The sequence below is a fragment of the Paenibacillus sp. 01T47 genome (assembly GCF_056398245.1).
Map to the genome: position 1 here is coordinate 12412 of NZ_JBFTPA010000015.1, position 18039 is coordinate 30450.

23 protein-coding genes are annotated in these 18039 nt (G+C 45.5%); 19 read left to right on the top strand and 4 right to left on the bottom strand.

Annotated features, from left to right (window positions below):
• The first annotated feature begins 225 nt into the window (after positions 1-225).
• The 4 genes from AC1DOV_RS24310 (at position 226) to AC1DOV_RS24325 (ending at position 3660) form a co-directional block, all read left to right on the top strand.
• A complete protein-coding gene (locus AC1DOV_RS24310) occupies positions 226-1248 on the top strand; it encodes a metal ABC transporter solute-binding protein, Zn/Mn family (protein ID WP_477551284.1) in 1023 nt (340 codons plus the stop codon).
• 77 nt (positions 1249-1325) lie between these two features.
• The gene (locus AC1DOV_RS24315; protein WP_076267071.1) at positions 1326-2132 is read left to right on the top strand and encodes a metal ABC transporter ATP-binding protein; all 807 of its coding nucleotides are present in this window, start codon (positions 1326-1328) and stop codon (positions 2130-2132) included.
• On the top strand, positions 2116-2925 hold the full coding sequence (locus tag AC1DOV_RS24320) for a metal ABC transporter permease (protein ID WP_339203381.1): 810 nt from the start codon (positions 2116-2118) through the stop codon (positions 2923-2925). Before AC1DOV_RS24315 ends, AC1DOV_RS24320 begins: the two co-directional genes overlap by 17 nt.
• Before the next feature lie 21 nt (positions 2926-2946).
• On the top strand, positions 2947-3660 hold the full coding sequence (locus AC1DOV_RS24325) for a cytochrome c biogenesis CcdA family protein (protein ID WP_441886131.1): 714 nt from the start codon (positions 2947-2949) through the stop codon (positions 3658-3660).
• A gap of 15 nt (positions 3661-3675) precedes the next feature.
• Here AC1DOV_RS24325 and splB read toward each other — a convergent pair whose 3' ends face one another.
• Positions 3676-4743 carry a spore photoproduct lyase gene (splB, locus tag AC1DOV_RS24330; protein WP_477551285.1) on the bottom strand — a complete coding sequence of 356 codons (1068 nt, stop codon included), beginning with the start codon at positions 4741-4743 and terminating at the stop codon, positions 3676-3678.
• Positions 4744-4953: 210 nt separating this feature from the next.
• Between splB and mntR the strand changes: the two genes are divergently transcribed.
• Positions 4954-5376, top strand: coding sequence for a transcriptional regulator MntR (mntR, locus tag AC1DOV_RS24335; RefSeq protein ID WP_053376766.1), 423 nt, complete (start codon positions 4954-4956; stop codon positions 5374-5376).
• A gap of 67 nt (positions 5377-5443) precedes the next feature.
• On the opposite strand, the gene AC1DOV_RS24340 is transcribed toward mntR, so the two are convergent.
• Both AC1DOV_RS24340 and AC1DOV_RS24345 read right to left on the bottom strand, forming a co-directional pair.
• On the bottom strand, positions 5444-5761 hold the full coding sequence (locus tag AC1DOV_RS24340) for a hypothetical protein (protein ID WP_477510508.1): 318 nt from the start codon (positions 5759-5761) through the stop codon (positions 5444-5446).
• Positions 5762-5792: 31 nt separating this feature from the next.
• Complete coding sequence (locus tag AC1DOV_RS24345; RefSeq protein ID WP_339203375.1) at positions 5793-6755, bottom strand: DUF1385 domain-containing protein; 963 nt, start codon at positions 6753-6755, stop codon at positions 5793-5795.
• Between the two features lie 219 nt (positions 6756-6974).
• On the opposite strand from AC1DOV_RS24345, the gene AC1DOV_RS24350 reads away from it, so the two are divergent.
• From AC1DOV_RS24350 to AC1DOV_RS24370, 5 genes are all read left to right on the top strand, one after another.
• On the top strand, positions 6975-7481 hold the full coding sequence (locus AC1DOV_RS24350) for a YqhR family membrane protein (RefSeq protein WP_441886137.1): 507 nt from the start codon (positions 6975-6977) through the stop codon (positions 7479-7481).
• A gap of 92 nt (positions 7482-7573) precedes the next feature.
• Positions 7574-8014, top strand: a complete 441-nt coding sequence (aroQ, locus tag AC1DOV_RS24355) for a type II 3-dehydroquinate dehydratase (RefSeq protein ID WP_430057940.1) — start codon at positions 7574-7576, stop codon at positions 8012-8014.
• Between the two features lie 25 nt (positions 8015-8039).
• Positions 8040-9113 carry a M24 family metallopeptidase gene (locus AC1DOV_RS24360; protein WP_076266941.1) on the top strand — a complete coding sequence of 358 codons (1074 nt, stop codon included), beginning with the start codon at positions 8040-8042 and terminating at the stop codon, positions 9111-9113.
• Positions 9114-9141: 28 nt separating this feature from the next.
• Entirely contained in the window at positions 9142-9699 is a 558-nt protein-coding gene (efp, locus tag AC1DOV_RS24365) for an elongation factor P (RefSeq protein ID WP_076266942.1), read from the top strand.
• 128 nt (positions 9700-9827) lie between these two features.
• Positions 9828-11081, top strand: a complete 1254-nt coding sequence (locus AC1DOV_RS24370; protein ID WP_339203369.1) for an aspartate kinase — start codon at positions 9828-9830, stop codon at positions 11079-11081.
• Between the two features lie 73 nt (positions 11082-11154).
• On the opposite strand, the gene AC1DOV_RS24375 is transcribed toward AC1DOV_RS24370, so the two are convergent.
• Complete coding sequence (locus tag AC1DOV_RS24375) at positions 11155-11868, bottom strand: 2-phosphosulfolactate phosphatase (RefSeq protein WP_339203367.1); 714 nt, start codon at positions 11866-11868, stop codon at positions 11155-11157.
• A gap of 136 nt (positions 11869-12004) precedes the next feature.
• On the opposite strand from AC1DOV_RS24375, the gene AC1DOV_RS24380 reads away from it, so the two are divergent.
• The 9 genes from AC1DOV_RS24380 (at position 12005) to AC1DOV_RS24420 (ending at position 17949) form a co-directional block, all read left to right on the top strand.
• Positions 12005-12271: a YqhV family protein gene (locus tag AC1DOV_RS24380; RefSeq protein WP_076266945.1), complete on the top strand. Its 267-nt coding sequence runs from the start codon at positions 12005-12007 to the stop codon at positions 12269-12271.
• A 103-nt stretch (positions 12272-12374) separates the two neighbouring features.
• Positions 12375-13424 carry a stage III sporulation protein AA gene (spoIIIAA, locus tag AC1DOV_RS24385; RefSeq protein ID WP_441886153.1) on the top strand — a complete coding sequence of 350 codons (1050 nt, stop codon included), beginning with the start codon at positions 12375-12377 and terminating at the stop codon, positions 13422-13424.
• Positions 13421-13939: a stage III sporulation protein SpoIIIAB gene (gene spoIIIAB, locus AC1DOV_RS24390; protein WP_477551286.1), complete on the top strand. Its 519-nt coding sequence runs from the start codon at positions 13421-13423 to the stop codon at positions 13937-13939. Before spoIIIAA ends, spoIIIAB begins: the two co-directional genes overlap by 4 nt.
• Positions 13940-13954: 15 nt before the next feature.
• Positions 13955-14158, top strand: coding sequence for a stage III sporulation protein AC (gene spoIIIAC, locus AC1DOV_RS24395; protein ID WP_054024280.1), 204 nt, complete (start codon positions 13955-13957; stop codon positions 14156-14158).
• A 39-nt stretch (positions 14159-14197) separates the two neighbouring features.
• Positions 14198-14593, top strand: a complete 396-nt coding sequence (gene spoIIIAD, locus AC1DOV_RS24400) for a stage III sporulation protein AD (RefSeq protein WP_054024281.1) — start codon at positions 14198-14200, stop codon at positions 14591-14593.
• A gap of 8 nt (positions 14594-14601) precedes the next feature.
• Positions 14602-15846: a stage III sporulation protein AE gene (gene spoIIIAE / locus AC1DOV_RS24405; RefSeq protein WP_441886191.1), complete on the top strand. Its 1245-nt coding sequence runs from the start codon at positions 14602-14604 to the stop codon at positions 15844-15846.
• Between the two features lie 17 nt (positions 15847-15863).
• The gene (gene spoIIIAF / locus AC1DOV_RS24410) at positions 15864-16619 is read left to right on the top strand and encodes a stage III sporulation protein AF (RefSeq protein WP_441886158.1); all 756 of its coding nucleotides are present in this window, start codon (positions 15864-15866) and stop codon (positions 16617-16619) included.
• A gap of 32 nt (positions 16620-16651) precedes the next feature.
• Entirely contained in the window at positions 16652-17284 is a 633-nt protein-coding gene (spoIIIAG, locus tag AC1DOV_RS24415) for a stage III sporulation protein AG (protein WP_076266949.1), read from the top strand.
• Positions 17285-17316: 32 nt separating this feature from the next.
• The gene (locus AC1DOV_RS24420; protein WP_441886162.1) at positions 17317-17949 is read left to right on the top strand and encodes a SpoIIIAH-like family protein; all 633 of its coding nucleotides are present in this window, start codon (positions 17317-17319) and stop codon (positions 17947-17949) included.
• Positions 17950-18039 lie beyond the last annotated feature (90 nt).

An 18039-nucleotide genomic window follows, 5' to 3' on the forward strand; every position in this document is an offset into this window, starting at 1 on the left:
GTTTTGCTGCTCTTCAAAAATAGCATCAATCATAATTCATATCATTTTGGTCAATAAAGATAATCTATATGATTAAATTGCAGCTGTGAGTCATGATCGGTAGGAAACTTCTACTAGCTTTTGCTAAGAAATAAGGTTGACAGTCTATTTCAGGTCATCGTATAATACAAAACGTAATCATAACGATTACGAACAAGAGAGAAAGATGAATGGAGAGAAATCAAAATGAATAGACTGAAATCATTGACAAGACCTATGGCGCTTAGTTTTCTTTTATCGGCCATGCTGCTTTTTGCAGCGGCTTGCGGCAATAATACGAATAATTCAGGCTCATCAAACCAACCAGCGAACGGCAGCACGGGAACTGGTCAAGCAGAGGGGAAACAAGTTAGTGTCGTTACCAGCTTCTATCCATTATATTTTCTAGCATCGGAAATTGGCGGAGATCATGTCAAAGCGGTTAATCTAGTAGCATCAGGAGTAGAGCCGCATGATTGGACACCAAAGAGCCGCGATCTTGATACAGCGTCGAAGGCGCAGCTGTTTATGTACCATGGAGCGGGACTAGAAGGCTGGGTTGACGGATTTCTGAAAGGCCTGTCCAAAGACAGCAAAGTCGTGACCAAAGAAATCAGCAAAGGCATTCCATTAATTGAGGGTAATGAAGATGAGCATGATCATGAACATGAAGAAGAACATGCTGATGAAGAATCACATGAACATGGCGGCTTGGACCCTCACACTTGGGTTAGTCCGAAATCAGCCCTTACATTAGCTGAGAATGTAAAAAACAGCTTAATTGAAGCTGATAGCGCAAACCAAGCAGATTATGAGAAAAACTATGAGGCACTAAAAGGAAAGCTCGAAGCAATCGATGCGGATTACACGGCAAAGCTTGCACAAACATCGAACAAAAACATCGTTACCTCGCATCAGGCGTTTGGTTACTTAGCTCGTGATTACGGATTGAAGCAAATTTCTATCATGGGACTTAGCCCTGACGCTGAGCCGCGTGCACAGGATTTGCTCAAAATTGCGAAGTTTGTTAAAGCAAACGATGTAAAATATATCTTTTTCGAAGAATTAGTTTCAGATCAACTTGCCAAAACGCTTGCAGGCGAAGCGGACGTTGAGACAATGGTGCTTAATCCGCTCGAAGGCCTAACGCCGGATCAAGAAAAAGCGGGAGACACATACTTAACCCTAATGGAACGAAACTTGCAAAATCTTGTGCAAGCATTACAATAGAGCAAAAGGCAAACCTGCGGAGCTGATTTATGCTCCGCATTGCTGTGAGGAGATAAATTATGGCGCAATCAAATCGAATGACAAATGCGGATGCAAGCTGTCACCAAGAGGTTATTTCATTGGAGGACGTCTCCTTCTCTTATCAACAGCAGACGGTTATATCAAAGCTAAGCTTCGCGGTGAAAGAACGGGACTTTATCGGATTAATCGGCACGAATGGCGCTGGAAAAACAACGCTGCTGCGAATGATCGTTGGGTTGATAAAGCCAACGAGCGGAACGATCCGTTTGTTTGGTGAGAAAGTAGACAAATTTAAGCAGTGGGAGCGCATTGGATATGTCCCGCAGAAAAACACATTAAATCCGTTGTTCCCAGCTACAGTTCGGGAGGTCGTCTTGTCAGGCCTTTATGGGCGAAGCAAGCTGTTTAAGAAACTAAGCAAAATGGATTATCAAAAATGTGACGATGCTCTGCAGGCAATGGGGATTGAGGATATAAAGGATAAACGTATCGGGCAGTTGTCGGGCGGCCAGCAGCAGCGTGTATTTCTTGCCAGAGCGCTCATTAACAACCCATCGCTGCTTATTCTAGATGAGCCGACTGTGGGGATAGATACAGAGACACAGGAAAGCTTCTTTCATATGATCAAGCATATGCATCAACATCATAACATTACATTTCTAATGGTTTCTCATGACCTTGACATGATTCGCTCGTATTTAGGACAAGAGCCAGCCAGTGGAAACGGGAAGCTCAAGTTTCATATTAAACATTCGCACGAAACGCAGGATTGTGTGGAAAATGATCTTGCACACAGCCTGAAAGGGCTAAGGGAACAAATGGAGAGCAGGAAAGAGGTTGTTTTGGTTGGAGATCGTAACTAGTGAATTTTTTCAAAGAGCTCTTATTGGCGGACTTCTAATCGGGGTAACGGCTCCGCTAATCGGCTTATTTCTTGTGCTGCGAAGGCTTTCAATGATTGGAGATACTTTATCGCATGTATCTATTGCTGGAGTAGCGCTAGGTTTCTTGATTGGCGTGTATCCAATTGCTATGGGATTTGTGTTTGCGATTATTGCCTCTTTTGCTATTGAGAAGCTACGGAAAGCATATAAATCATACGCAGAGCTGTCCATTGCCATTATCATGTCAGGCGGAGTCGCGCTCGCATCATTATTATTCACGATGGGCAAAGGATTCAACAGCAATGTGAATAGTTACTTATTTGGAAGCATTTATACTTTGAGTACCACTGATCTTTACGTTATAGGCGTCGTTACACTGATTGTTCTTGTTGCGATTAGGCTTCAAGTAAAGGAGCTATTCCTGCTTACGTTCGATGAGGACGCGGCAGCAGTGAGCGGCTTGCCCGTCAAATTTTATAATGTTATGATTAGCGTGCTTACTGCTTTAGTTATTAGTGTTTCTATCAAAATTGTAGGTGCGCTGCTTGTATCGGCCTTGCTGACTATACCAGCCGCATGCAGTTTGATCATTGCCCGCAGTTTCCGTCAAAGCGTTATAACGGTCGTCATTATTGGCGAGATTGCCGTTGTATTAGGCTTACTAATCGCGGGTGTATGGAATTTGGCACCAGGCGGTACCATTGTATTATTGCTAATTGCTGTGCTGCTGTTGCTGCTCGTTTTCCGCCGTGGCATGCGACCAGGCAGTTAATGAGGATTGGAGTGAGAGGGTTTGTCCGACATTAACATTTGGCTGGCCTTAGGGGCTGGCTTTGCATCGTTCATATCACCTTGCTGCTTACCGCTTTATCCTTCGTATTTATCATACATAACGGGAATATCGGTAGCGGATTTGAAGGGCAATTCACATGGTAAACAAAAACGCATGCGAACGATGTCACACACGCTGTTTTTCATTTTGGGCTTCTGCACCGTGTATTATGCATTAGGCTACGGAACGAATGTATTTGCTGAATTTTTCAGTGAATATCGAGATCTGATTAGGCAATTATCAGCGATATTGATTATTTTGATGGGACTATTCCTAATCGGTTTATTTCAGCCGCAGCTCCTGATGAAGGAACGAAGAATGAATCTTATTCCGAAAAAAGCGAACTATGTCAGCTCCTTTATTTTTGGAATTGGATTCTCCGCAGGCTGGACCCCATGCACAGGTCCCGCGCTTACTGCGATTTTAGGTCTTGCAGCATCGGAACCTGGCACATGGTTTCAGCTAACAACTGCTTATTCATTAGGCTTTGCGATTCCTTTTTTTGTACTTGCCTTTTTCCTTGGTACGGCAAGATGGATACTGAAATATTCAGCTAGCGTAATGAAGGTTGGCGGAGCTGTTATGATTTTGATGGGTGTATTATTGTTTACCGATCAAATGACCAAAATCACGATCTGGCTTAATATGATTACGCCGGAATGGTTGAAATTTTAAGCTAATATTTCTCTCTTACGTAAAATATTCAATTTTTGCTTCGGGAAAATGTTCAAAGATGCGCTCCGATAAATACATGCGGAGCGCATTTGCTTGTTCATCGGGATAAACGTATTTCCCTTGACCCCAGCGTCCCCATTTATATTTGCGTTTTTCAATATCCATCTCAAGCTTAGTCCGCGGATAACGCTTTTCAATAACTGCTTTTGCCGTTTTTGTAAAACGATGCTGAATGAGTTCAAATGTAAGATCTTTGGTCACATCCTGCGGGAGTTTGTCTGCAAGTGAGGCTATAAGCTCGCCATAGCCTTCCTCCCAGCCTTCATGCCAAATAATAGGGGCAATGATAAAGCCCATTGGATAACCTGCCCTAGCGACCTTTGCGGCGGCCTCAATGCGTTGATCAAAACTTGATGTAGCAGGCTCGAAATGTTTGATTACATATTTGGCATTTACGCTAAATCGGATACGGGTATGTCCATTGTGCTTTGCATCAAGAAGGGAATCCACATGGTGAAACTTGGTCACAAACCGAAGCCGTCCATGTTCTTGTTCCCCCATAAAATCAATAAGCTCGCGAAGGCTGCCTGTAATGGGCTCCAGTCCGACGGGATCAGAAGTACAGGCGGCTTCAAAGCGGGTAATTTCCGGTTTTCTCTCGTTGATGTACGCCTCAGCTGCCTCTAGAATATCGTCTATATTGACATATACACGAATATAAGGTTTTGCTCCTAAGGTTGTTTGTAAATAACAATAATGACAATGAGCCATACAACCGGTTGCAATCGGAATGGCGTATTCCGCTGAAGGCTTCGAAGTATCAAATTTCAAGGTTTTGCGTATGCCGACGACAAGCGTTCTTTTGGCGATCTTGTATTGTTCAAGCTCGGTATCGCCCGGTAAATTCGTAATCCGGTTATGTGAGGTTGTCATCCGGTAAGGAATGCCTTCTTTTTTGACCCATTCAAAAATACGATGCCCTTTGGGATAATCGAGCGCAGATGGTTCAAAATAAACAAGCTCGGGAACAAAGGAGAGGGTGGAGCGATCTGGTTTAGGACGATCAATAATTGCAGTGCTCATAGCTCATTCCTCCTGTAGATTCATCACAATCAACATCATCTTATTGTGTGAAGGATGAGCGAAGCTGAAACTGGTAAGTTCAAGTGTTATTTGCGCTTCTTTATCTATTTTGGAGATGAGCTTGGGTTGCAGTGAACACAATGAACAGTGTATGATACAATAAGTAACGCCTGTGAAATAGGTGAAGAAGTATGGTTAGGGGGTTCTTCAGTGCCGACACCGAGCATGGAAGACTACTTGGAAAGAATTTATAAGTTGATTGATGAAAAAGGTTATGCGCGTGTCTCGGACATTGCAGAAGGACTAGAGGTGCATCCTTCATCGGTCACCAAGATGATTCAAAAGCTTGATAAAGATAATTATTTGATCTATGAGAAGTATCGCGGGCTGGTCCTGACCAATAAAGGGAAAAAAATGGGCAAAAGGCTTGTTGATCGGCATCAATTGTTAGAGTCATTCCTAACGACGATTGGCGTACAGGACGAGAATATTTATCAGGATGTTGAAGGAATCGAGCATCATCTTAGCTGGGACTCTATAACCTGTATTGAAACTTTAGTTGAATATTTCCGAAGAGATTCTCAGCGTATGGACGAGCTTCGCGCCGTGCGTGCGGAAATGGACAGCGAGTAATACATATCGATACGAACGAGAAAGCAAAAAGGACCGAGACAATTATGCCTCGGTCCTTTTGTTTGATTTAATGATATTTAGGTGTTTCGTCATCTTCCTTGCCGCCTTCAATAACACGAAACGGCACGGTCTTGGAGCGGTTTTTGTTCGTTCTCGTTTTGCTTGCAGGAGCACGTCTTTGTGTGACATGTACTCCTCCTTGCCGCGTATTGTAACCTTTTAAGAAAGAAGGCGGATATTTATATAGCAAGAAAATGCCGCCAAGCACCACAATGGGAATTAGAAAGGTTATTGGGCTTTGGATAACGCTGTAAACGAGACCGATCAACAGCAGCGCCAAAAACGATATGGACCAAACATTCCATTTGCTTGGTATTCTGCTCATTGTAATTCCGCCTTTCCTTTTTCAATAGAAATTATTTCATTTGTTTGTCTAGTTCAAGCATGCGCTTGAAGGAAGCAATGGATACCGCAACTTGCTCATCACGCGGTTCTTTGGTCGTTAGAAGCTGCAGCCATAGTCCCGGATATCCGAGGTAGCGCAGCACTGGAATTTCACGCAAAGCATTTGTCCAGCGAAGCACCTCGTAGGAGAGGCCAAGAACGAGTGGAAGCAGTAAGATACGGATGTAGACGCGTTCCCAAATGGTGTCCCAAGTAAAGAAAGGCAACGAGTAGACAACAACTCCTACAATAACAGTGAACACGATAAAGCTTGAACCGCAGCGGTAGTGAAGGCGGCTGTACTTCTGTACATTTTGAACCGTAAGCTCTTCACCAGCTTCGTAAGTACTAATTACTTTATGCTCAGCTCCATGATATTGGAACAACCGCTTAATTAACGGTGTCATGGAAATGAAATACAAATAAGAAAGCAGCAAAATAATTTTGATAAGTCCTTCTAATAGGTTATGACCAATTTTATTTTCAAATACCCCTGAGAAAAGAAGTTCCTCGAGCGCTGCGGGTGCAGCAGTGAAAATAAGTTTGCCGAAAATAAAGGAAAGCACGCCAGCGACAGCGACGCCAACAATCATGCTGAGACTCCAGCCTTGCTTTTTCTCTTCCTTTACTGCAGCAGGTTGTTGATTGCTGTCTGTTTCTTTACCCTCACCGGCTTCATCCTCAGCGTAGGCTTCCATAGAGAAGTTCAAATGCTGGGAGCCTTTGGCGCTTGATTCAAGAATGCCGACAACGCCTCGCACGAGAGGGATTTTTTTCAAAGCTTGAATCCAGTTCTTCGTTGTGCGAGGTACTTCATAAAATACGATTTCATCATTTTTGCGTCGGACAGCTGTTACGTTAACGTGTTTGCCAGCAAACATAACGCCTTCAATAACCGCTTGTCCGCCATATATGCTTCGGGAGTCTTGCGGCAAGTGCTTGTCACCTTCCTTGATTGGAATATCGTCTTAGCTGTTGCGACGAATGTACCTTATCTTTGTATGTCTATTGTACTTGATCTATCAGTCAATTGCCAACGTCAGCGTACATAAAGGAAGGGATCGGCAAGTTGACGGTAAAGTATGGTTATCCATCGCTATTATTTCACATACTAATTCGGACAACTATGGAAATAAGAGTGGAGGCTTAGCGTAATGGCTAACAATAAACAACGAAACCAATATGATAAACAGGATCATGTAACAAACCCGTGGCTTTACGCAATCAAAATCGGTTTTTTTGCTGGCTTAATTTGGGGCATTGTACGCTGGATGTTCTTTGAAATGAATTTTACGAAGGTGCTTCCCGGATTTGTAGCAGATCCTTTTTTTAAAGCGTCTTTTCTAAAAACGGGATGGGGAGAAGTTGTAAGTATTGGAGCGTTTATTATTTTTTCTATTGTGGCTGCCTTTCTATATAAAGTTATACTTGGGAAGCTGCGAGGACCTTGGCCGGGTATCGTGTACGGATTGGTTTGGTGGGCGATTTTGTTTATTGCGGTGGGACCACTGCTCGGCGTTATGCCAGGCATCACGAAAGCGGGCTGGAATACACTTTACACAGAGTTGTGTGTCTTTCTTCTATGGGGTGTATTCATTGGTTATTCGATTGCTTTTGAGTTCACGGATGAAGCATCGAGAGAGCCTGCGAAAGCTCAGTAGCGAGTTCTACTTCTCAAGCGGCAGACATTTGTGGTAAAATGGCTAATGATCTTTGAACCTATGATGGATTCGGTTGCTTGGGAGGTGCATTCATGCACAAAATTGTTGTTTTAAACGGACCGAACTTAAATATGCTCGGCATTCGTGAGCCTGGCGTATACGGGACAGAAACACTTGCAGACATCGAATCGCTCTTGAAGGATAAAGCTGAGGCGCTTGGCGTCTCCGTTGAATTTTTCCAAACGAATCATGAGGGCGATATGATTGATCGAATACATAGTGCGTACGGCAAGGCAGACGGCATTGTCATCAATCCTGGTGCTTGGACCCATTACAGCTACGCGCTTCGCGATGCGCTTAGCACCGTTGATTTGCCGATTATCGAGGTGCATATGTCGAACATTCACAAGAGAGAAGCGTTCCGTCATACGTCCGTCGTTGCTGCAATTGCAGTCGGTCAAATTGCCGGCTTCGGGTCTGACAGCTATGAGCTTGGTCTAACTGCGCTCGTGCGTCACTTGAACAAACAGTAATAAGTTAAGAGAGGGTGAAGCGGTTATGGCAAACGATAGAGTAAAACGACTTCGGCAGCTGATGGAAGAACATCGCTTTGAAGCGATACTAATTGGAAGCGAGTATAACCGTCGCTACATAAGCGGATTCACTGGTTCATCAGGCATGGTGTTGATTACGCTAAGCGAAAGCTATTTGCTGACGGATTTCCGCTACCGCACACAAGCGCCGCAACAGGCGGTCAATTTTCAAATTGTTGAGCATGGTTCGAATCCGCTTGCGGATGTGCTTGAGCTGCTAAGGCAACATAAGCTGTCGAAGCTGGCTTTTGAACAAGACCATGTCGTATACAGTGAATTTACAGCTTGGTCGAAAACATTAGACGGTATCACGCTTGAGCCTGCCTCAGGATTAGTGGAACAGCTTCGCTACATTAAGGACGAGGCAGAACTTCAAATTATGCAGGAAGCTGCCGATCTTGCGGACAGCACCTTCAATCACATTTTGAAGCTCATTCGCCCAGGAGTTCGTGAAACGGATATCGCACTTGAAATGGAAGTTTATATGCGCAGCCATGGCGCGACTTCTTCTTCCTTCGATACGATCGTAGCCTCAGGCGAGCGCTCTGCGTTGCCGCATGGAGTAGCTAGCGATCGAATTATTGGGAATAATGAGTTTGTAAAGCTTGATTTCGGCGCTTATTACAACGGTTATTGCTCCGATTTGACACGCACAGTCGTGGTCGGCACTCCGACAGCTAAGCATCTCGAGATTTACAATATCGTGCTTGAAGCACAGTTGCATGCACTTGAGCATATTAAGCCAGGCATGACCGGTCGTGAAGCGGATGCGCTAACTCGCGACATTATTACGAAATACGGTTATGGCGATCTATTTGGACATGGTACCGGACACGGTCTGGGCATGGAAATTCATGAGGCCCCTAGGTTGTCCAAATTCAGTGAAACGATTTTAACCCCCGGCATGACGGTTACGGTAGAACCCGGCATATACGTACCAGGCTTCGGCGGCGTACGCATTGAGGATGACATCGTTATTACGGAAACCGGTATTAAAATATTAACCTCATCCCCGAAGGATTTAATCACTCTGGGTTAAGGACTATTCATTCAGGAGGGAATCAGCAATGATTTCAGTAAACGATTTTAAAACAGGCTTGACCGTGCAAGTAGACTCCGATATTTTTACAGTTCTAGACTTTCAGCACGTAAAACCTGGTAAAGGCGCTGCATTCGTACGCTCTAAGCTGAAAAACCTTCGCAACGGCAACGTTGTTGAGAAAACGTTCCGTGCAGGCGAGAGCATTGGCCGCGCGATCATCGAAAACCGTGAAGTGCAATATTTGTATAACTCCGGTTCGGAGTATACCTTCATGGATAACGAGACGTTTGACCAATTTAACTTGGACAAGAAACAGCTTGAGTGGGAGCTTAACTTCCTGAAAGAAAACATGAACGTTAACATTTCGAGCTATCAAGGTGAAATCCTTGGTATTCAAATGCAAAACAGCGTAGAGCTGAAAGTTATTGAAACAGAGCCGGGCGTGAAGGGCAACACAGCGCAAGGTGCAACAAAAACAGCTAAGGTTGAAACTGGCCTTAACGTTCAAGTTCCACTGTTCATTAACGAAGGCGACGTTTTGCTGATCGATACTCGTGAAGGCAAATACATCTCGCGCGCTTAGTAAGCAGCCTGATTAACCGTCCGAAGGATTTCGGACGGTTTTTTTGTAAGAGAATATACCCATAGGTAAGCGCAATGTGATATAATATTGACTTGTATGTATATGTCAGGTTTAGGAGTGAATCGGCTTTGTCGTTAATCGTGATGAAGTTTGGCGGCAGCTCCGTTGGAACGCCGGAGCGGATGCAGCGTGTAGCAAAACGTATTATTGAGAGGCAGCAAGAAGGCAACGATATCGTTGTTGTTGTTTCTGCCATGGGAGATACGACAGACGATTTAATCGATCAGTCGAAACAGCTAAATCCAAATCCGCCGGCGCGGGAAATGGATATGCTTTTAACAGTTGGAGAGCAAATTTCGATAGCCTTGTTATCGATGACCGTACATCAGCTTGGTGCAAAGGCCGTTTCCTTCACGGGTTGGCAAGCAGGCATTCGTACAGAAGCGGTGCATGGTAAAGCGAAGATGACTAATATCCATCCAGAGCGTGTGTTCAAAGCGCTTGAAGAGGGTAATGTAGCTATTATTGCAGGTTTTCAGGGGATGACGGAAGAGGGAGAAATTACAACACTCGGCCGCGGCGGTTCTGACACGACTGCAGTTGCAATGGCAGCTGCGATGAAAGCAGACGTTTGCGAGATTTATACCGATGTTGACGGTATTTACTCAACGGATCCTCGCGTAGTCAAAAATGCGCGCAAGCTAAATGAAATCTCTTATGATGAGATGCTAGAGCTAGCTAATTTAGGCGCTGCTGTATTGCATCCGCGTGCGGTGGAATACGCTAAGCATAACAATGTAAAGCTAGTTGTACGTTCAAGCTTTACTCAAAACGAAGGTACAAGTGTGAAGGAGGAAGCGGTCATGGAGCAAGGCGTGGTCGTTCGCGGCATCGCGTTTGACAAAAATGTAGCAAGAATTAGCATTATGGGAGTTGAGGATGTTCCTGGCGTGCTTGCAAATGTGTTCGGCGCATTAGCAAACAACGGCATCGATGTGGACATTATCGTACAAAGCGGTGTTCAGGACGGCAAAGCCGATTTCTCCTTCACGCTTTCAGGCGATGATAAAGATAAAGCCATCTCCGTTATCGAGGGAATTCGCGGCACTGTTCCTTTCCGTGAAACGACATCGGAATCCGATCTTGTTAAAATATCGATCGTAGGTGCTGGCATGGTCAGCAATCCAGGCGTAGCAGCGAAAATGTTCGCAACCATATCTTCACTAGGTGTAAGCATTAAGATGGTAAGCACATCTGAAATTAAATGTTCTTGCGTTATTAATGCAGAGCCGCTCAGCGAAGTTGTACGTGCACTTCATACTGCGTATGGTCTTGATACAGCAGAGCAGGCATTTGTAGGCGGCCCTCAGGATCGCCGTTAATCTAATAGAAATAATAAAAGCGTGCTTCCTCGTTAGGGAGCACGCTTTTTCTTGATTTTATTAACTTGGAATTTCAACCATTCCGCGTTAATTGATCACCGTTCAGTCTAGGTACTTCTTGATAGATATCGATAGCGGAGCATGCCTCTATGTCTTTTTTCATTCCTAGCTTTATCAGTTTTTTTCCGGTCATTCCGTTCATGATCGTTTCTTTCACTTGAGTGGAACGATTTCGGTACAAAGCGAGCATCGCACAGCCAAAGTCATCCATCTCTATAGCGAAGTGGCTTAAGCCTTGAAGTCTATCAAGTACAAGGCCGGCACACAAGCCATCCTCAATAGCAAATTCATCGTGACTCCCCGCGCACAAAATAACGACATCTCTCCGCAGCTCGATCGCTGCGCGAGCGCAAGCCTCCGCATTTAGAAGCGATGCGGTCAACACATGATCTGCCCTCATTGATTTATGGATTGCCCTTGTTCCGTTCGTAGTCGTCAAAATAATTCGTTTGCCAGCGACGGCCTGCTCGGTGTATTCCTCTGGCGAATTGCCAACATCAAAACCCGCGATTTTCCGGCAAAAGCGTTCTCCTCCAAGCAAATCTCCCGGTCGCTGAAGTGCTCGCGCTTCCATTACCGTTTCAGCAGGAATGATGCATGAAGCTCCCGCAGCAATAGCGGTAACAATTGTGCTTGTAGCTCGCAAAACATCGATAATAATTGCCGTTTTATGATGAAATCTTGCCGAGCTCGCTTCGTTCACACTGGATATAACCTGCACTTGCATCGTTATTATTCCGCCTTTCTCAAACTCAATTCTTTATGATATGCGCCTAACAACGTGCCTGTGCCCGGCATGAAAGACAGACAAGCCAGCATATGATTAAGGAATAGTCGTTTCATTGAAAGGAGGTTATCCATTCATGCTAAATAAAATTGTGTTAACGATGGCTTCACTGCGGCTGACGTCTGGAACAATTGAGATCTGCGCTGCACTGCTTATGCTTCGTTTAAACCAAATTGACAAGGCGCTAGTAGTAAACTCATCACTTGCTTTAGTAGGCCCGCTTATTCTGATAGCTACAACAACGGTGGGGCTCGTCGGGATGTCCGATAAGCTGTCGCCAGGCAAGTTTCTTTGGGTAGGAGCGGGTGTCATTTGCTTGATGATCGGTATTTTGAAAAAATAATAGATTTCAACTCTAGCATTTATGAAATGGGGCAGACATATTTTTGCAATACAAGCATACAAATAGGAACTACGAAGGACAAACATCCGGGAGTGATAATCATATGCTGGCACGCGTATCACATTTATTGCCTTTGGAGCTGAAGACGCTGCTGGAGCGCCTTCCTGAACAAATGCAGGAGCAGCTGGAGGAAATTCGGATTCGAGAGGGACGACCGCTAGAAATAGGGTTCCGCGGACAGTCTCGATTTATGATGATTGACGGGACGCTGCGTCAGGCTGCCGACGGAGCATACAAGCCTTCGGCAGACACATGTCGCAAGCTGCTCGAACGCATTACCAACTATTCCTTGTATGCGATGGAGGAGGAACTGAGAAGGGGCTTTATAACGGTTTCAGGCGGACATCGCATTGGACTAGCGGGCAGGACGATACTCGACAGCGGCGCTGTGAGGGGTATCCGCGATATTGGCGCATTCAATATTCGAGTTGCTAGAGAAGTAATCGGAGCGAGTGCGCTTCTCCTGCCCAAACTAATCGATCGGACGAGAAAAACGCTGCATTCCACTCTCATTCTAGCTCCACCGCAGCAAGGTAAAACAACACTCGTGCGTGACATTGCGAGATCTGTCAGCTATGGGTTATGGCCAAGCCTAGAAGCAAGCGGATGGCAGGGCCGAAAGGTAGGAATTGTAGATGAGCGTTCAGAGATTGCAGCCTGTGTTCGCGGTATTCCAACATTTGATGTTGGACCTAGAACCGATGTTATGGACGCTTGTCCGAAGGCAGAAGGCATGATGATGCTGCTGCGCTCTATGTCACCAGAGGTCATGATTATTGATGAGATTGGACGGCCTGAGGATGCGGAAGCCATCCGAGAAGCAAGCCACGCGGGAATTAGTGTAGTCGCAACCGCGCACGCCTACGATTTGCAGGATGCTAGAGGCAGGCCGGTGCTGCTGAAGCTGCTGGAAGAAGGAGCGTTCACCTACGTGGTGGAGCTGAAGCGCACAGATCAAGGTATCATGCACCGCGTCGTTCCTGCTGAGGCAGTCGCCGAACGAGCTCCTGCACGCGAGCCAAAGCCGCCTAATCGGCAGCTTGCGGATACTGCACCTTCATTCTCTGGTCGATTCCGAGCTGGTGACCCGTGATAAAGCTGTTAGGTGCGGTTTTGGTCCTGTTTGCAGGCACGATGATAGGCTTCCAGCAAGCAGCGAAATTCGCCGAACGTCCAAGGCAGCTAAGACAGCTGGCACATGCACTGCAAAGGCTGGAGACAGAAATCGGTTATGGTCATACTCCATTGCCAGAAGCACTGGAGAGGACAGCTTCTGCTACTCCGGAGCCGCTTGGAACCATTTTTCGCAAGGCAGCAAACGGGGTTTGGGAAACCGAAAGCTTTACCTTCAGCGATAGCTGGGAGCAAGCGATAAAGTCACAATGGGATGCAACATCGATGCGAAAAAACGAACAAGCCGTACTTATACGTTTAGGAACGACGCTTGGTATAAGCGATAAGGAAGATCAAATGAAGCATATACATCTTGCGTTATTGCAGCTGAAGGCTGAGGAGGACGCTGCGAGAGACGATCAGGGGCGTTACGAGAAAATGTGGAAAAGTCTCGGAATTTTGATCGCCGTTCTGGTCGTCATTTTGATGGTGTAGTGGGGTGCCGCATTGATGAATATGGATGTGAGCGCCATTTTCCAAATTGCTGGAATCGGAATTGTTATCGCAATGATACATTCGGTGCTGAAGCAAATGGGAAAAGAAGATATGGCGCACTGGGTAACGCTAATCGGATTTGTTGTCGTTTTGTTTATGGTTGTTCGAATGCTTAATGAATTATTCCAAGAAATTAAATCGATTTTTTTGTTCCAGTAGACGTCATCATTTAGAAGTGATTGCAAGCAGGTGAGCCAAATGGAAATGATTCAAATCGTTGGTCTTGGTCTGATGGCTTCGGTACTCATTATTGTCGTTCGAGAGCAAAAACCGATGTTCTCCTTTTTGCTCGCCGCGTTTACGGGATTGTTTATATTCCTGTATTTGATCGGCAAAATCGAAATTGTCATTTCCGTGCTTGAGGATCTGGCTAATCGATCAGGTATCCCTTCCATTTACTTGAAGACGATCTTGAAAATAATCGGAATCGCATATATTGCTGAGTTTGGAGCACAGATCGTTAGAGATGCAGGGCAAGAAGGAATTGCCTCAAAAATCGAATTTGCCGGCAAAGTGTTTATTCTTGTTATGGCTGTCCCTATTATCAGCGTCATTGTCGAGACAGTAATCGGGCTGCTGCCGGATGGGGGTTGAAGCGAATGATGAAGCTGACTCCTGTACGTGAACGGGCCAAGCTGTTGCTGTTCATCTTTGTATCCATGATCATTTTATCAATCGCTCCGACAGTTACCTATGCCATTAGCGGTGAGAGCGCAGCGCCGGTTTTGGATAATCAAGCTAACGCGGATGAGCTTGCAAAGGAGCTGACAACCCAGCAGATTGGCGGATTGGAAACGGGTGCTGTTGAGTCTTACTGGAACAATCTCCGAAGCGAGTATGGCGGTTTTTTCCCAGAGCAGCATATTCCAAGTTTCATGGAGATGATTCTTCCAGGAGGTGATGGCCTAAAGCTAACGGATATGCTGAGCGGCCTGCTGAAGTATTTGTGGCATGAGGTGCTCTATAATGGCAAGCTCCTTGTGACAATAGTGATGCTGACGGTATTCAGTATGGTGCTCGAAACGCTGCAAAATGCTTTTGAACGAAACGCGGTCAGCAAGGTAGCCTACTCGATTACGTACATGGTGCTTATCATTATCGCGGTAAACAGTTTCCATGTTGCAATGGGTTATGCAAAAGGAGCAATTGAAAGCATGATTCAATTTATGCTTGCGATGGTCCCGCTACTGCTAACGCTGCTTGCTTCAATGGGCAACGTAGTCACCGTATCGGTTTTACATCCATTGATCATTTTCATGATTCATGCCGTAGGAACACTCATTTACACGCTAGTGTTTCCATTATTGTTCTTTTCGGCCGTGCTTCATATAGCAAGTGCTTTATCAGAAAAATTCAAGGTTACCCAACTAGCTAATCTGCTGCGAAACATTGGAGTAGGCGTTATGGGAGTGCTACTGACGGTTTTTCTAGGAGTCATCTCCGTACAAGGAGCGACAGGAGCGGTTACAGATGGCGTTACACTGCGAACGGCTAAGTTTGTAACAGGAAATTTCGTCCCTGTTGTAGGGAGAATGTTTTCCGATGCGGCGGATACAGTCATCTCTGCTTCCATGCTTGCGAAAAATGCAATTGGCTTAGCAGGTGTCATTATTCTGCTCTTCATCAGCGCATTTCCTGCAATCAAAATTTTGACGCTAGCGCTCATTTATAACATTGCTGCTGCTGTCATGCAGCCGCTGGGAGAATCACCGATCGTCACCTGCCTAGAGACGATCGGCAAGACGATGATTTACGTATTTGCGGCTTTGGCTGCTGTCAGTCTTATGTTTTTTCTTGCGGTTACGATCATTTTGACTGCAGGCAATGCGGCGATGATGGTCAGGTAAGGAAGGGGACGAGAGCTGTGGTTGCTTGGTTAAGCGACTGGCTGAGAGATATTATTGCAGTCATTCTTCTGGCAGTGTTCGTCGAACTTCTGCTCCCGAACAAAGCAATGCAGCGCTACGCTCGGCTAGTAGTCGGCTTGTTCATCCTTCTGACGATACTCTCACCCATATTGAAACTTATACAAAGCGACATTGGAGCCAAGCTGGATGAAGGAATGGACAATTGGAGCAAATCTGCCATGAAGGTTGAATCGCAAATGAGCGGATTAAACCAAATTAAGCGAGATGCTCAGGCGATGAGCGATAAGCGCAGCCTGGAAGCTGCAAAATTAACGGAACGAACATTGGAAGCATCCATTCGAAATGAACTGGTCGAGCGGACAAAAGCTCCTATAGCAGAGGTTGATGCCATATTGAAATGGACTACTGTTTCCGGCAAAGCAACTCCCTATATTAGTGAAGTAACCGTGACACTCAAAGCAGCAGATAACAAAAAAAGCTCGTTTAAGGAAGAGGCTTCCGTGGAAGCAGTACAGCCTGTTGTTGTAGATGTTGAAATAGCGCCTATTGAAGGTGGAAGCACAGTTCCAAGCGGTATAGATGATCAAGCTGCTCTGGAAGCATCTACGGAAACGGAAAAGACGGAAGGGAATTGGTCAAGAGCTGATCCAGCGACTTCAGCTGCAATAAGCAGCTTGATTTCGAAGGGGTGGGGGCTTGCTGAAGATCAAATCATCGTAAGACAACCTGCGGATCAACAAAAGGCGAAGTGAGAGGTTCAAGGATGGAGAGGGGGTAAGGCGCGGTGGCCAAATGGCTTGATGGCATAGAATCAGCGGTTGGCGGCGGTCCTGGCGGTCCAAAGCGAGTGCGGACACTGCGAATTTTATTAATCATAGGGGGGATTGGTGCAGCACTGATGATTCTAAATTCATTTTTACCCTATAAAGGAGTTGAGCCCTCTGTGCAAGAACCTAATCCGCCGCCTCAGTCGGAGGCAGCTTGGGGCAATTCGGTTACCTCAGGAAGTTCAGTGTTCGCCACTCTCGAAAATTCCTTAGAAGTAAGGCTGAAGGAAATATTAGAGAAAATTGTAGGCGTTGGAACAGTTGATGTACTTGTAACTCTCGATTCTACCGAAGAAAGCATCCTAGAACGAAATACACAAGAATCGCAGCAAATTACGGATGAGAATGATCCGAACGGCGGCAAGCGGCACATTACATCAATCACAAAAGACGGACAGGTCGTACTGTACGAAGTGTCCGGGGACCAAAAGCCAATTATTACAAAAACGATTAACCCGCGCATACGCGGTATTCTCATAGTTGCCAAAGGTGCTGAAAACGTAACAGTCAGACGTCTCATTACCAATGCGGTGGAGAAGGGCATCAACGTACCGGTTAATCGAATTTCTGTTGTACCAAGCAAACAATAAAACCAAATTGAAATGATGGGGAGGGTGTTCTCATGAACACGAAAAGACAAACGGTATGGCTTGTATCAATGCTCAGTTTAATGGTGGTATTATCAGCGTATTATTTATTCACGCAAGATGTGGATACGCCTGATGTGTTGACGGATGGCTCGCAAACAGAGCAAGCGGCGCAAAATGCGACAGAAGCTGCAACAAGCGGCAATGGCATCGTTGTAAACGAGGTAGAGAAGCCAGTTGATGGAGCGGTTTTGAGCGAAGCTGATAAAGAAACTTTGAAACAGATTGATGCGCAAGGATTAGCAGCAGGCGGCGTATTTAGTGAACTGCTTGCTAAACGGGAAATGAAATACAATGAGGTAGATAATCGGGTGATGGCAGCAGTTAATGATACGCTTAAAAAGCCGGAGGAAGCATCAGCTGCAATAGCTGAGCTTGACATGCTGGAGGAGAAGCACACGAAACTCACAGGCATTGAAGCAGAGCTGCTGAAACAATACGAAAATGTAGTTATCGACGAGCAAAGCGATAAATACAATGTAGTGGTTTCAAGCGATAAGCTTGAGAAAAAGCAAGCTGCAGACATTATTAAACTGGTCATGAGCACGCTTGATGTCGATGCTGATCAAGTATCCGTACAATATGTAGCGGTTAAGCAGCCTCAATAGCTCTACCATCAAGAAAAGGCCTTGTCCCTTCGGCATATTAGCTGGAGGGGGCAAGACCTTTTTTTTGGCTGTCATGCTCGAATATACAAA